General features: G+C 46.7%; 17 protein-coding genes and 1 pseudogene. All 18 read left to right on the top strand.

The window, feature by feature from the left end; genetic code table 11:
• Positions 1-48 precede the first annotated feature (48 nt).
• Positions 49-1866, top strand: coding sequence for a translation elongation factor 4 (lepA, locus tag J7K79_RS07445; protein WP_296907094.1), 1818 nt, complete (start codon positions 49-51; stop codon positions 1864-1866).
• A complete protein-coding gene (locus J7K79_RS07440; RefSeq protein WP_296907032.1) occupies positions 1863-2327 on the top strand; it encodes a DUF3242 domain-containing protein in 465 nt (154 codons plus the stop codon). The genes lepA and J7K79_RS07440 overlap by 4 nt, the downstream gene beginning before the upstream one ends.
• Positions 2324-2959, top strand: a pseudogene (locus J7K79_RS09480) (glycerophosphodiester phosphodiesterase family protein); the annotation flags it as partial. The gene J7K79_RS07440 and the pseudogene J7K79_RS09480, both read left to right, overlap by 4 nt.
• A 45-nt stretch (positions 2960-3004) precedes the next feature.
• Positions 3005-3370, top strand: coding sequence for a carboxymuconolactone decarboxylase family protein (locus J7K79_RS07430; RefSeq protein WP_296907091.1), 366 nt, complete (start codon positions 3005-3007; stop codon positions 3368-3370).
• A complete protein-coding gene (gene polA / locus J7K79_RS07425) occupies positions 3348-6029 on the top strand; it encodes a DNA polymerase I (protein ID WP_296907030.1) in 2682 nt (893 codons plus the stop codon). Before J7K79_RS07430 ends, polA begins: the two co-directional genes overlap by 23 nt.
• A 13-nt stretch (positions 6030-6042) precedes the next feature.
• Entirely contained in the window at positions 6043-6507 is a 465-nt protein-coding gene (locus J7K79_RS07420) for a chemotaxis protein CheX (protein WP_296907027.1), read from the top strand.
• Positions 6507-6794, top strand: coding sequence for an AtpZ/AtpI family protein (locus tag J7K79_RS07415; protein WP_296907024.1), 288 nt, complete (start codon positions 6507-6509; stop codon positions 6792-6794). Before J7K79_RS07420 ends, J7K79_RS07415 begins: the two co-directional genes overlap by 1 nt.
• Positions 6730-7080, top strand: a complete 351-nt coding sequence (locus tag J7K79_RS07410) for an ATP synthase subunit I (protein WP_296907021.1) — start codon at positions 6730-6732, stop codon at positions 7078-7080. The genes J7K79_RS07415 and J7K79_RS07410 overlap by 65 nt, the downstream gene beginning before the upstream one ends.
• On the top strand, positions 7077-7919 hold the full coding sequence (gene atpB / locus J7K79_RS07405; protein WP_296907018.1) for a F0F1 ATP synthase subunit A: 843 nt from the start codon (positions 7077-7079) through the stop codon (positions 7917-7919). Before J7K79_RS07410 ends, atpB begins: the two co-directional genes overlap by 4 nt.
• Positions 7920-7931: 12 nt before the next feature.
• Positions 7932-8189: a F0F1 ATP synthase subunit C gene (locus J7K79_RS07400; protein ID WP_101510193.1), complete on the top strand. Its 258-nt coding sequence runs from the start codon at positions 7932-7934 to the stop codon at positions 8187-8189.
• A 13-nt stretch (positions 8190-8202) separates the two neighbouring features.
• The gene (gene atpF / locus J7K79_RS07395) at positions 8203-8697 is read left to right on the top strand and encodes a F0F1 ATP synthase subunit B (protein ID WP_296907012.1); all 495 of its coding nucleotides are present in this window, start codon (positions 8203-8205) and stop codon (positions 8695-8697) included.
• The gene (locus J7K79_RS07390; RefSeq protein WP_296907010.1) at positions 8694-9245 is read left to right on the top strand and encodes a F0F1 ATP synthase subunit delta; all 552 of its coding nucleotides are present in this window, start codon (positions 8694-8696) and stop codon (positions 9243-9245) included. Before atpF ends, J7K79_RS07390 begins: the two co-directional genes overlap by 4 nt.
• Positions 9242-10753 (top strand): F0F1 ATP synthase subunit alpha, encoded by a 1512-nt coding sequence (atpA, locus tag J7K79_RS07385; protein WP_296907007.1) that lies wholly within the window; start codon positions 9242-9244, stop codon positions 10751-10753. The genes J7K79_RS07390 and atpA overlap by 4 nt, the downstream gene beginning before the upstream one ends.
• Positions 10754-10759: 6 nt before the next feature.
• Entirely contained in the window at positions 10760-11596 is an 837-nt protein-coding gene (atpG, locus tag J7K79_RS07380; RefSeq protein ID WP_296907005.1) for an ATP synthase F1 subunit gamma, read from the top strand.
• Between the two features lie 11 nt (positions 11597-11607).
• On the top strand, positions 11608-13014 hold the full coding sequence (gene atpD, locus J7K79_RS07375; protein WP_296907002.1) for a F0F1 ATP synthase subunit beta: 1407 nt from the start codon (positions 11608-11610) through the stop codon (positions 13012-13014).
• Between the two features lie 4 nt (positions 13015-13018).
• The gene (locus tag J7K79_RS07370) at positions 13019-13342 is read left to right on the top strand and encodes a F0F1 ATP synthase subunit epsilon (RefSeq protein WP_296907000.1); all 324 of its coding nucleotides are present in this window, start codon (positions 13019-13021) and stop codon (positions 13340-13342) included.
• A 44-nt stretch (positions 13343-13386) separates the two neighbouring features.
• Entirely contained in the window at positions 13387-14163 is a 777-nt protein-coding gene (locus J7K79_RS07365; RefSeq protein WP_296906997.1) for a DegV family protein, read from the top strand.
• A 12-nt stretch (positions 14164-14175) separates the two neighbouring features.
• Positions 14176-14601: ribosome-associated translation inhibitor RaiA (gene raiA, locus J7K79_RS07360; protein WP_296906994.1), on the top strand; the 426-nt coding region annotated here is incomplete at its 3' end.

Genomic DNA, 14601 nt, shown 5'->3' with positions numbered 1-14601 from the left:
ATGGTAAAATTCAAAAGAGAGGTTAATTTTTCCGGAGGTGGTATGAGAGTGTACAGACCTGACCTGATCAGGAACATCTGCATAATCGCTCACATAGATCATGGGAAAACTACCCTTGTGGACAGGATTCTGGAAATCACCAACACGGTGGACAGTCGAAAGATGAGAGAACAGTACTTGGACATGATGGACATAGAGAGAGAACGCGGTATTACGATAAAAGCCCAACCGGTGAAGGTCATGTACAGAGCAGAAGACGGAAACACCTACGAGATAAACATAATCGACACGCCAGGTCACGTGGACTTCTCGTACGAAGTGGGAAGAAGTATGGCAGCCTGTGAAGGGGCTGTGCTGCTTGTGGACGCAACACAGGGAGTGGAGGCACAAACTGTTGCTCACACCTATCTCGCCATAGAGCACGACCTGGAAATAATTCCCGTGATAAACAAGATAGATCTTCCAAACGCCAACATCGATGAGACAGCTCTGGAGATAAAGGATCTCCTCGGAGTCAAAGAAGACGAGATACTGCTTGTCAGCGCAAAAGAAGGGACCGGAGTCAAGGAGCTTCTTGAGACTATCGTAAAGAAAGTTCCTCCGCCAAAAGGAAACGTTGATGGAAAGCTGGAAGCCCTGATCTTTGACGCCAAGTACGACAATTACAAGGGCGTTATCGTACATACTCGCCTTTTTGACGGACAGGTTAAACCCGGTGACTGCATCATGACGTTTTCAAACAAGAAGGTGTACGAAGTTCAAGAAGTGGGAGTGTTCTCACCGGAGATGACACCGACGGATGCGCTCAGTGCAGGAGAGGTCGGATACATAATAGCTGGTATAAAAGAAGTGGCTGACGCTCGTGTGGGAGATACCATAACGTCTGCTGACGACCCGGTGGAAGAACCGCTTCCCGGATACAAGGAGATAAAACCCATGGTATTCGCGGGGATGTTCCCGGGGCTTCCAGAGTACTACGAAGAGCTGAGGAAGGCTCTCGAAAAGTTAAAGCTGAACGATTCCGCCCTGTACTTTGAGCCAACCATGTCTCCTGCCATGGGATTTGGTTTCAGGTGTGGCTTTCTCGGTCCTCTTCATATGGACGTGGTGAAAGAAAGGATAGAGAGAGAGTTCGACCTGGCAGTCATTTTAACGGCTCCGAACGTCAGATACAAAGTCATTTTGAGAAACGGAAAAGAACTGGAAATTACCGATCCTTCGAAATTTCCAGATGAAGGTGAGATCTTAGAGGTGTACGAACCTTACGTTGATCTCTCGATAATAACTCCAACTGACTACATAGGTCCTCTCATCAACCTTGTTCAGAACGAAAAAAGAGGGGAACTGAGAACAACAGAGAACGCAGGAAAAAACCGTGTGATACTGAAGTTTGATGCTCCGCTTTCGGAGATAATATACGACTTCTTTGATAAAATGAAGGCAGTGAGCAGGGGTTACGCCTCGATGGACTACGAATTCAAAGAGTACAGGAAGAGCGACCTGGTGAAAGTGACGATACTGGTCAACAAAGAACCGGTCGACGCGCTCTCCTTCATCGTCCACAGATCGAAAGCCTATCCAATGGCACGAAAGATGGTGGAAAAATTGAAAGAGTTGATCCCAAGGCATCAATTCCAGATACCGATCCAGGCAAAAGCGGGAGGTAGAATAATAGCAAGAGCCGATATAAAAGCGCTCAGAAAAGATGTCTTGGCCAAGTGCTACGGTGGAGATGTAACGAGAAAGATGAAACTTCTGGAGAAGCAAAAAGAAGGTAAGAAAAAACTCAGGGAAATAGGACGCGTCACCATTCCTCAAGAGGCGTTCCTGGCCCTTTTGAAGATAGGAGAAGGTGATGAAAAGTGAAATGGCTCCTTCTACCGATGATCATTCTCCTTCTTTCTTCCTGCTCGTTTTTCCAGATAGAGGTACCTCCTGATGCTTACTCGGTGGACACCGCACTCCAGATATTGGAGAACCAGGAATACAAATTGATAGACATGAAGGATGTAGATCAGTACAAAGACGTAGAAATGAAGGGAAAAGTGGCGGTGTTCGAATCGAAGACCGGTAATGCCCTGCTTCTCTACGTGCACAAGGGCGAAGATGCCAAGAAAGTGTGGAAGGCAATAAACAAGAAGTCGGGATTTCTCTCGGTGAGGAGTATTCTGGAGTTACCGAACATGGGAAAGTTTTCCACGGTGTTGAACGGAAAAAAGATCGTCGCCTGGTGGAAGAAGAGCTGGTTTTTCATTGCAGAAGGTAGAAACGAAGTGGATGAGTTTGTGAAACACGTGTACAGGGTGTACGGGGTGTTGAAAGAATGATCGTGCTGGGTCACAGAGGATATTCAGCAAAGTATCTGGAGAACACTCTGGAGGCGTTCATTAAAGCCATCGAATTTGGGGCGGATGGTATAGAGTTGGACGTGAGGCTTTCGAAAGATGAAAAAGTAGTGGTGTCACACGATGAAGACCTGAAAAGACTGTTCGGCAGGGATGTGAAGGTGAGGAATGCCACACTCAGCGAGTTGAAAGAGCTCTCGAGTGGTAAGATAGTCACACTGGATGAGGTGTACGAACACATCCCTGACGATAGGATTGTGAACGTTGAAATAAAAGAAAGAGAAGCCGCTGAGCTAGTCCTTGAGCTCTCGAAAGGTAGAAAAAACGTGATCTTTTCTTCTTTCGACCTGAATCTTCTGGATGAGAAGTTCAAAGGAACAAGGTATGGCTATCTTATAGACGAAAAAAACTTCGGGGACTTCCAGAGTTTTGTCGAGCGTGTAGAAAGAGAACGTCCCTACTCCATTCACATTCCGTACCAGGCGTTCGAGATCGAATTCGTGACAGAGCTTTGTGATAAATTCAGAGAAAAAGGAGTTAAGATCTTCGTGTGGACCCTGAACGATCTGGAAACTTTCCAGAAGATAAAAACCCACATCGATGGTATCATAACCGACGAAGTGGAGCTCTTCACTCTTCACAAGAACGAGGTGAAAAAAATGGAGTACAGAAAATTCGTCGAGACCAGACGCAAGCTGAACGAGAAAGTACTGTCGAAAGGAACGTTGAACACCAAACGATTCTTCAACCTGGATACCGCCGTGTACAGCACAGGAAAACTCGATGCAAAAACCAAAGAATTGATGGGGCTTGTTGCATCAATGGTTTTAAGATGTGATGACTGCATAAGATACCACCTCGTGAGATGTGTACAGGAAGGGCTGAGTGATGAGGAGATCTTCGAGGCCTTCGACGTCGCCCTCGTAGTAGGAGGATCGATCGTGATTCCTCATCTGAGGCGAGCGGTGAGTTTTCTGGAGGAGCTCAGGAGGATGCAGAAGAATGGCGAGATTGTTTCTCTTTGATGGCACAGCCTTGGCTTACAGGGCGTATTACGCCCTGGACAGATCACTCTCCACATCTACGGGAATTCCAACGAACGCTGTCTATGGTGTTGCAAGGATGCTTGTGAAGTTCATAAAGGAACACATAACACCTGAAAGAGACTACGCAGCTGTGGCCTTCGACAAAAGGGCAGCGACGTTCAGGCATAAACTTCTTGAGACATACAAGGCACAAAGGCCGAAAACACCGGATCTTCTGATTCAACAACTTCCTCATATCAAACGTTTGATAGAAGCGCTCGGCCTCAAAGTACTGGAAGTGGAAGGGTACGAGGCAGACGATATCATTGCTACGCTCGCGGTGAAAGGATCCGCGTTGTTCGGCGAGATATTCATAATAACCGGCGATAAAGACATGCTTCAACTCGTTAATGAAAAGATAAAAGTGTGGAGGATTGTGAGGGGAATTTCAGATCTCGAGCTCTACGATTCGAAGAAAGTGAAGGAAAGGTATGGAGTAGAACCCCAGCAAATACCTGATTTTCTCGCACTGGCGGGGGACGAGATCGACAACATTCCCGGTGTGACAGGAATAGGAGAGAGGACTGCTGTGCAGCTGCTCAGTAAGTACAGGAACCTTGAGGACATTCTAGAACATGTCCGTGAGCTTCCTCAAAGAGTGAAAAAAGCCATTCTGAAAGACAGAGAAGCTGCCATCCTCAGCAGGAAACTTGCGAACCTGGAAACAAACGTACCCATAAGAATAGATTGGGAGGAGATCAGATACAGGGGATACGATAAGAAAAAACTCCTTTCGATATTGAAAGAGCTGGAGTTCGCTTCCATAATGAAGGAGCTGCAGCTGTACGAGGAAGTAGAACCCACCGGATATGAAATCGTGAAAGATCAAAGAGCGTTCGAAGATCTTGTCAAGAAGTTGAAGGAGGTTCCATCCTTTGCTCTGGACCTGGAAACGTCTTCCCTCGACCCGTTCAACTGCGAGATAATCGGCATTTCCGTGTCCTTCAAGCCGAAGGCAGCGTATTATATACCGCTCCATCACAGAAGCGCTCAAAATCTTGATGAAGGATTAGTTCTGTCGAAGTTGAAAGAGATCCTCGAAGATCCATCTTCGAAAGTTGTGGGACAGAACCTGAAGTACGACTACAAAGTATTGATGGTGAAGAACATATCACCGGTTCACCCTCATTTCGACACGATGATAGCCGCGTACCTGCTGGAACCGAACGAGAAGAAGTTCAACCTCGAAGATCTGTCACTGAAGTTCCTCGGATACAAGATGACGTCCTATCAGGAACTGATGTCGTTTTCTTCACCCCTCTTTGGCTTCAGCTTTGCGGATGTTCCTGTCGACAAGGCCGCGAACTATTCCTGTGAAGACGCTGATATCACTTATAGGCTCTATAAAATGCTCAGCATGAAGCTTCACGAAGCGGAATTGGAGAACGTTTTCTACAAAATAGAAATGCCCCTTGTGAATGTTCTTGCCCGCATGGAACTGAACGGAGTGTACGTGGACACGGAATTTCTGAAAAAGCTCTCAGAGGAGTACGGCAAAAAACTCGAAGAACTTGCCGAAAAGATCTACCGAATAGCCGGTGAGCCTTTCAACATCAACTCTCCGAAGCAGGTCTCAAAGATTCTTTTCGAGAAGTTAGGGATAAAACCTCGTGGTAAAACTACGAAAACGGGAGACTATTCCACCAGAATAGAGGTGCTAGAAGAAATAGCAAACGAGCACGAGATAGTGCCTCTCATTCTCGAGTACAGAAAGATCCAAAAGTTGAAATCAACTTATATAGACACTCTCCCAAAACTCGTGAATCCAAAAACTGGCAGGATCCATGCGTCTTTCCACCAAACCGGTACCGCAACCGGTAGATTGAGCAGTAGCGATCCGAACCTTCAAAATCTTCCAACGAAGAGTGAAGAGGGAAAGGAAATCAGAAAAGCAATAGTGCCTCAGGATCCAAACTGGTGGATCGTCAGTGCGGATTACTCCCAAATAGAGCTCAGGATCCTTGCCCATCTCAGCGGTGATGAAAATCTTGTCAGAGCTTTCGAAGAAGGTGTTGATATACACGCTTTGACCGCCTCCAGGATCTACAGCGTAAAACCAGAAGAAGTGAGTGAAGACATGCGCCGGGTTGGGAAGATGGTGAACTTCTCCATAATATACGGCGTCACCCCGTACGGTCTGTCTGTAAGACTCGGAATACCAGTTAAAGAAGCGGAAAAGATGATCATCAGCTATTTTACGCTGTATCCGAAAGTGCGAAGCTACATCCAGCAGGTCGTTACGGAGGCAAAGGAAAAAGGCTATGTGAGAACTCTCTTTGGAAGGAAAAGGGATATTCCTCAACTCATGGCAAGGGATAAAAACACCCAATCCGAAGGTGAAAGGATCGCTATAAACACTCCTATCCAAGGCACAGCGGCGGATATTATAAAATTGGCTATGATAGATATAGACGAAGAGTTGAGAAAAAGAAATATGAAATCCAAGATGATCATTCAGGTTCATGACGAGCTGGTTTTTGAGGTTCCCGACGAGGAAAAAGATGAACTCGTTGATCTGGTAAAGAACAAAATGACAAACGTGGTGAAACTCTCTGTACCTCTGGAAGTTGATATAAGCATCGGGAAAACATGGTCTTGAAGGAGGCAATGGTATGGATGCGAAGATGGTGAACGCCCTCGTTGGATCCGTGTACGAAACCATAAGAGACGTTCTGAGAGTGGAACCAAAACTTGGGAAGCCTTCTGCAGTAACACGCATCGAGATCCCTCACTCGGTGGTAACCGTCATCGGAATAACAGGTGACATGGAAGGAAGTTTGATTTATTCCTTCTCTTCTGAAACCGCCTTGAGGGTTGTTTCTGCGATGATGGGAATGGAGTACGGTCAACTCGACGAGCTCGCCATGAGTGCTATAGGAGAGCTTGGAAATATGACAGCTGGGAAGCTTGCCATGAGACTTGAAGCTCTTGACAAACACGTCGACATCACACCGCCCACGGTGGTAAGCGGAAGAGACCTCAGAATAAAAAGCTTTGGAGCTATTTTGAAACTGCCGATCTCTGTTTTCTCAAATGAGGACTTCGATCTTCATCTGTCTGTGAAGAGTGGAGGGTGATGAACATTTCGAAGAATCTTTTTCGGGACTTTGGAAAGTACAACATGGTTGTTATGTTCACAACAACGTTAATATCGAACATAGTCGTGGGAGCTTTGCTGGGTTACTACCTGGACAAATGGACGTTTAAAAACGGAATTTTACTCTTTGTTTTTACAATTTTAGGGATTTTTTCGGGTTTGTATAACGGTTTCAAAATACTCCTGAAAGAATCCGAGAGGTATGATAAAAGTGAAAAGGCTAACAAAAAAGATGACAACGGCAATAGTGATGCTGGGACTGGTTGAAACATTCATTTTCAGTTTGATCTCCGGCTTCGAGAAAGGATGGGGGCCAATTCTTGGAAGTGGTGGAGCGATTGCGAATCTCTTTTCTTTGAAGAGAGATATAGAGAAGATGGTATCCAAGAGGACGACAAGAGGCTGGGTCTTCGGATACTTGGGCAGGTACACGTTCAGCGCGGCTCTTCTTCTAATAGGTGGATTAATTTCACTCGAAACCCTCTTGGGTGTCTTCATCGGGCTGATGAATCTGAAAATTGTTTCTTTCGTCGCCTGGAGGTGGATGGATTGAAGATCACGTTCACCAAAAAGGAGAAAATATTTCTGACAGTTTTCATAACGCTTTACATAGTGGTTGCGATTTTGAATATCCAACAACTGAAAAGAACGCCAATGGAAGAGATCTTCGGCGGTCTTGGAAAAAGGTGGATAGTGGACATAAACGGTTTCAGATTCAATCCTATGACGATAATAATGGGAACTGGCATAGCTATTCTTCTCATATCCATCGCGTACAGGTTGAGGAAGTTCGAGATCGTACCAAACAGAAAACAAGCCTTCATGGAATCTATCCTTGAGATGTTCTACGAGATCGTTGACGAATCGATTCCGGACAAGAGGTTCGTAAAGCTCACCTTTGTGATTGCAACTACGCTCTTTCTTTTCATCGCTCTCTCCAACGTGATCGGTGGAGCGGTGCCTGGAATAAACGTCGTCGCAGCCGAAGATGGCTCCATCCAGAAAATCACTCTCTTTTCCGACGTCTGGCCTGCTCCTACAGGAGATCTGAACACGAATCTCACCTACGCCATTTTCGTTTTGATTGTCAGCCACGTGTTTGCAATAAAGTCCAAAGGATTCAAGGAATGGTTGAAATCGTGGTTTTATCCGAATCCTGTGATGTTTCCTATAAATCTCATAGGCGAGCTGGCAAAACCCATTTCTCACTCCTTGAGGTTGTTTGGTAACATAGGTGGTGGAGCGATACTCGTTTACATTCTCTCTTACATGACGAAGTACTTCTTCGCACCCATCGTCTTCTGGGGATTCTTTGGAATATTCGTGGGTCTGGTGCAGGCTTTCGTGTTCAGCATGCTCGCTGTTGCATACATCAGTTCACAACTTTCGTGAGGAGGGATGAAGATGGAGAACTTGGGTGATCTCGCACAGGGATTGGCACTGCTTGGAAAATATCTTGGAGCCGGACTTTGTATGGGACTGGGTGCCATAGGGCCGGGTATGGGAGAAGGTAACATAGGTGCCCATGCGATGGACGCCATGGCAAGGCAGCCTGAGATGGTCGGTACCATCACCACGAGAATGCTCCTTGCCGACGCCGTGGCAGAAACAACGGGTATATACTCGCTCCTCATAGCCTTCATGATCCTCCTCGTGGTGTGAGGAGGGGATAACTTTGGGTTTTCTGGAGATAAATTGGACCTCAGCAGCAATGCTGATGCTTTTTGTACTGATGGTCTACTTTCTGAACAAGTTCCTTTACACTCCGTTCATCGAAATGGCTGAAAAAAGGAGAAAAAAGGTCGAAAGTGATCTGAAGAGTGCCGAAGAACTGAAAAAAGAAGCGGAGAAGATGAAAGAAGAAGCAGAAAAACAACTGTCAGAGGCTCGCCAGAGAGCTGGCGAAATAGTCGAGAATGCAAGAAAGGAAGCAGAGTCGATAATTGAAGACGCCAGAGAGAAAGCAAAGAGGGAAGCACAGAACATTGTGGACTCCGCAAAAACACAGATAGAAGTCGAGTACAAAAAAGCTCTGGAGCAGATTCAGGAACGTGCGGCGGAGCTCTCTGTGATTCTGGCCACCAAGTTGCTCCAGAGGGTCTTCCAGGATGAAAGAGCGAAGAAAGAATACCTCATCAAAATCCTCAAAGAGGAGCTAGAAAGGTCATGAAGCTCTCCGCAGTAGCCGGAAGGTACGCCAGGGCTTTTTTGGGCATCGCCATTGAAAACGAAAAAGAAGGCGAGTATCTGAGATTTCTGGACTTTGTTTGTGAAGTTTACGAATCGAACAGAGACCTGTTCGATAATCCGATTGTAAAACCAGAAAAGAAAGTGGCTTTGATAGAAGATGTGTTGAGAGACTTTGGAGAAGAAATGGACGAATACCAGGAGAGATTCCTGATCCTTCTTTTTGAAAGAAAAAGACAGAAACTGCTCAGAAACATTCGGGACCTGTTCGAGTACGAAAAAATACTTTCAGAGCAGAAAGTGCCCGCCGATCTGAAAATAGCGCACGCTCCAGAAGACGAGGAGTTGTCCCTCCTCAGAAAGTTCATACGAAAATACGCCCTCAGAGATCCCGTGTTCAAAACGACTGTGGACGAATCTCTAATAGCGGGAGCAGTTGTGGAGTTTGAAGGGTTCAGATTGGATACAACTGTGCAGGGCAGATTGAAGAAGATCTCTCAAGAAGCCCTCAAAAGGGGTGAGATAAGTTGAGGATAAATCCCGGTGAGATCACCAAGGTGCTGGAAGAAAAGATAAGGAGCTTTGAGGAAAAGATAGACCTCGAAGACACCGGAAAGGTTATCCAGGTGGGAGATGGCATAGCCCGTGTGTATGGCTTGAACAAGGTGATGGTGAGTGAGCTCGTGGAGTTCGTGGAAACGGGTGTTAAAGGTGTGGCCTTCAACCTGGAGGAAGACAACGTTGGTATCATCGTGCTCGGTGAATACAAAGACATAAAGGAAGGACACACCGTCAGAAGGCTCAAAAGGATCATAGAAGTACCCGTTGGTGAAGAGCTCCTTGGAAGAGTGGTGAATCCCCTGGGAGAGCCCCTCGATGGGAAAGGACCCATAAGCACTAAGAATTTCAGGCCAATAGAGATAAAAGCCCCCGGTGTCATCTACAGAAAACCCGTTGACACGCCCCTTCAGACGGGTATAAAGGCCATAGATTCCATGATTCCCATCGGCAGAGGTCAAAGAGAGCTAATCATAGGTGACAGACAAACTGGAAAGACCGCCATTGCCATCGACACAATCATCAACCAGAAAGGACAGGGTGTTTATTGTATATACGTGGCCATCGGTCAGAAAAAATCTGCCATAGCAAGAATCATAGACAAGCTCAGGCAGTACGGAGCCATGGAATACACCACCGTGGTGGTAGCTTCCGCATCTGACCCGGCAACACTCCAGTACATAGCACCCTACGCAGGATGCGCCATGGGTGAGTATTTCGCATACTCTGGAAGAGATGCTCTTGTGGTGTACGACGACCTCTCGAAGCATGCCGTTGCCTACAGACAACTCTCGCTTCTCATGAGAAGACCCCCCGGAAGAGAAGCGTACCCTGGAGACATATTCTATTTGCACTCCAGACTTCTTGAAAGAGCAGTCCGTCTGGACGACAAACTCGGTGGAGGATCTTTGACTGCACTCCCGATCGTTGAAACACAAGCAAACGACATATCTGCTTATATACCAACGAACGTGATATCCATTACGGACGGACAGATATACCTTGAGCCGGGATTGTTCTACGCGGGGCAAAGGCCGGCCATCAACGTAGGTCTGTCCGTATCCAGGGTAGGTGGTGCCGCACAGATAAAGGCCATGAAGCAGGTAGCTGGGATGTTGAGAATAGAGCTCGCACAGTACAGAGAACTGGAAACCTTTGCCCAGTTTGCAACGGAATTGGATCCGGCCACGCGCGCCCAAATCATAAGAGGACAAAGACTCATGGAGCTTCTGAAACAAGAACAATACAGTCCAATGCCTGTTGAAGAACAGGTCGTCGTGATATTTGCGGGTGTCAGAGGATATCTCGATGACCTACCTGTGGAGGCGGTCAGAAGATTCGAAAGGGAGTTCCTTAGATTCTTGCATGAAAAACACCAGGATATACTGGATGATATCAGAGAGAAAAGAGAACTCACTCCCGAAACAGAAGAAAAGCTCAAGAAGGCGATCGAAGAATTCAAGTCTCTGTTCAGGGTGTGATAGTCGATGAGTAGAGGACGAATGTTACAAATAAGGCGAAAAATAAGTGCTACACAATCTCTTATGAAGATCACACGTGCCATGGAAATGGTGGCACGTGCAAAATCGAGGAAACTGGAAGCAGAATATCAAAAGTTCAAACCCTTCTACGAAGAGATAAAACAATTGTGGTCACTGATACCCGATGAAAGTCTCGATCCCATCTTTTTCGAAGAAGGAGACAGGGATCTGATTGTAGTGATAACGAGTGATATGGGGCTTTGTGGTTCTTTCAACAGTGAAATCATAAGGGAAGCAGAGAGGGTGATTTCCGAGTCCAGGGATCCCCATCTTGTACTCATAGGTCTCAAGGCTATAAATCACTTCAAAACGGGAAACGTTCTGAAGATGTACGATAGATTCTACGAGATACCGGATTTCAGAAACGGTTCAACGATCGTAGAAGATATCCTCGAGTTCCTGGATGGTAGACCCGTGAACGTCAGGGTGGTATTCAGTCGGTTCAAGAACATCCTCATTCAAAAACCGGAAGTGTACAATCTCATTCCACTCAAAAGAAAGGAGAAAAGGAAAGAAGACTTTGAATATGAACCTCTTCCCGAGCAACTCGTTCCTGTCGTGCTCCATTATTATCTGTCTGCCACTTTGATGGAGTTCATGTTCCAGACAAGGATAGGAGAGTTCTACGCCAGACAGAACGCCATGAAGAACGCAACCGACAACGCTCAGGAAGTGATCAGAGAGTTGACTCTGGCTTACAACAAGGCGCGTCAGGCTTCGATCACCCAAGAACTCATAGAAATAGTGACGGGTGCAGAGGCACTGAAAGAAATCGAAAAATGAGGTGATACGGCATGGCAAAAGGTTCAAAGGGATACGTAGTGGGAGTGATGGGGCCTGTTGTGGATGTGAAGTTCCCTGAAGAAGAACTTCCAGACATATTCAATGCCCTCGAAGTTGTGAACCCCCAGACAGGCCAGAAGGTTGTCCTCGAGGTGGAGCAACTCATAGGAGATGGTGTTGTTAGAACGGTGGCGATGGATTCTACCGACGGACTCACCAAAGGATTGGAAGTGGTCGACACGGGCGAGCCGATAACTGCTCCCGTTGGGAAGGAGGTTCTCGGGAGGATCCTGAACGTGATAGGGGAACCTGTGGACGAAGCCGGCGATATAAAGGTGAAAGAAAGATGGCCAATCCACAGACTGGCTCCTGAACTTGTGGAGCAGTCCACCGAGATCGAAATACTCGAGACTGGCATAAAGGTTATAGATCTACTCGCCCCCTTTCCGAAAGGTGGAAAAATAGGATTCTTCGGTGGCGCTGGTGTTGGAAAGACCGTGCTCGTCATGGAGCTGATCAGAAACATCGCTATAGAGCATAAAGGGTTCTCCGTGTTCGCAGGTGTTGGCGAAAGAACGAGGGAGGGAAATGAACTCTGGCTCGAAATGCAGGAAAGCGGGGTTCTGGGTAACACCGTTCTTGTCTTTGGACAGATGAACGAGCCACCGGGGGCGAGGTTCAGAGTCGCTCTGACTGCGCTCACGATCGCTGAGTACTTCAGGGATGTTGAGGGAAGAGACGTTCTTTTGTTCATAGACAACATATTCAGGTTCGTTCAAGCAGGAAGTGAGGTTTCCGCCCTGCTTGGAAGAATGCCGTCCGCCGTTGGTTACCAACCCACCCTCGCAACCGACATGGGAGAACTCCAAGAAAGGATCACCTCAACCAGGAGAGGATCCATAACTTCTGTTCAAGCTATCTACGTACCCGCGGACGATATAACCGACCCTGCTCCTGCAACCACCTTTGCACATCTGGATGCGACAGTCGTTCTGTCAAGAAGGATCGCAGAGCTGGGACTCTATCCTGCAGTTGACCCACTTGATTCTTCCTCGAAGATACTCGATCCCACCGTTGTTGGAAGAGAACACTACGAAGTAGCAAGGGGTGTGCAGGAGGTACTCCAGAGGTACAAGGACCTGCAGGATATCATAGCCATCCTCGGTGTGGAGGAGCTGTCCCCAGAGGATAAACTTGTTGTTCATCGAGCAAGGAGAATTCAGAGGTTCCTGAGTCAGCCTTTCCACGTTGCCGAAAGGTTCACAGGAAGGCCAGGTAAATACGTTCCACTTGAAGAGACGATCAGAGGGTTCAAAGAGATTCTCGATGGAAAGCTCGACGATGTACCCGAACAGGCGTTTCTCATGGCCGGGAACATCGACGAAGTCAAAGAGCGCGCTAAAGAGATGAGGAGTTGAAACCGTGAAAGTGAAGATCGTAACACCTTACGGAACGGTGTTCGACAGAGAGAGCGACTTCATTTCCTTTCGTACCGTCGAAGGAGCCATGGGTATCCTACCGAGGAGGGCGCCCATAATCGCTCAGCTCTCCGTGTGCGATATAAAGATCAGGGCCAGCGAAGAAGAGTTTCATCTCAAAGTCGCAGGCGGTTTTCTCATGTGTGATGGAAAAGAGGTGACCATAATAACAGAGGAGGCGGGAAGAGAGGAAGACATCTCACCGGATAGATTCATGGAAGCGAGAGAAAGGGTAGAAAGGGTGAGAAAATTCTTCCAGTCTTCGTAACCGACAGCGCCGTAACCGTTGGTGATTGGAAGCTCCCGTTTCCATTGAAAACAGTAGGAATAAAGGTGTACATTGAAAACAAGGAATTCACCGACGGAGTGGATCTGGTTTCGGAAACCTTCTACAGTTTTTTTGGAAAAGCAAAAAACTTCAGGACAGCTGTTCCTTCTCCAGTTGAGATGGAGAAGATTTTGCGTGATATAATTTCTGAAGGCTACACCAGAATATACTGTGTCCACCTGTCCTCGAAATTGAGTGCTTTCTACAGTGTCATGAGTGGCGTTGTGAAACGCTTGAAGGAAGAATTCCCGAACGTGGAATTCAAGGTGATCGATACCAAACAGATCTCGATCGGAGCAGGGTATGTGTTACTGGAGCTGATGAGAGCGGTCGAAAGAGGGGAAGAAGATCTGGAAGGCATCGTTGAGGATGTGAACAGAAGAATAAAAATACGATTTTCTGTTCTCGAGTTCAGCTATCTCATAAAGAGCGGAAGAGTCAAGGCAACAGTTGGTATGCTGGGAAATCTGATGAAGATATTTCCTATCATGAGTCTCGAAAACGGAGAACTGAAGATCATTGCGAAGAAGCGGGGTTTGAAAAACGTTGTTGAAAGAATCGTGCAGGATCTGAAGACAGAAAAACCCAGAATGCTTGGGCTGGCCTACGCTGGTGAAGAGATGAAGAAAACTATTCTTGAGATAGAAAAAAGACTTCTGGATGAGAGAGTAAAGAGAGTGGACATTGTCAGATTACCACCTACTCTTGCTGTTCACTCCGGGCCCAAGATGTTTGGAGCTGGGATTTTGACACTCGAATGAGGAGGTGCATTCATGGATTACAGAATAACAGGAAAAGGTGTGGAGGTCTCAGATGCCATCAAGAATTATCTTGAAAAACGTCTCGATAAAGTGGACAGAGTGATCTACGATGACGAGCTGGTTTCATTCAACGTCAGGATAGAAAAAGACGGAAAAAACCAGTACGTTGTGAAATTCAACATGAATTTGAAGGGAAACATCATAAACGTGGAAGAAAGACATCCAGACATTTACACGGCGATAGATTTTGCATCCGATGCTCTGGAAAAACAAGTGAAAAGATTGAAAGAGAAAACAAAGAACCACGATCACAGAAAATCAGTGCCGGTTGAAAAGCCCCTTGAGGAACCTGGAGAATTTTCCCCTTCCGACAGGATCTCTTCGGTGAAAAGAGTTTCTCTGCTCAACATGGATCTTGATGAAGCGGTCATGCAGATG

This window comes from Thermotoga sp., assembly GCF_021162145.1.
In the GTDB taxonomy this organism is placed as follows: Bacteria; Thermotogota; Thermotogae; order Thermotogales; family Thermotogaceae; genus Thermotoga.
This window is presented reverse-complemented; position numbering and strand designations above follow the sequence as displayed.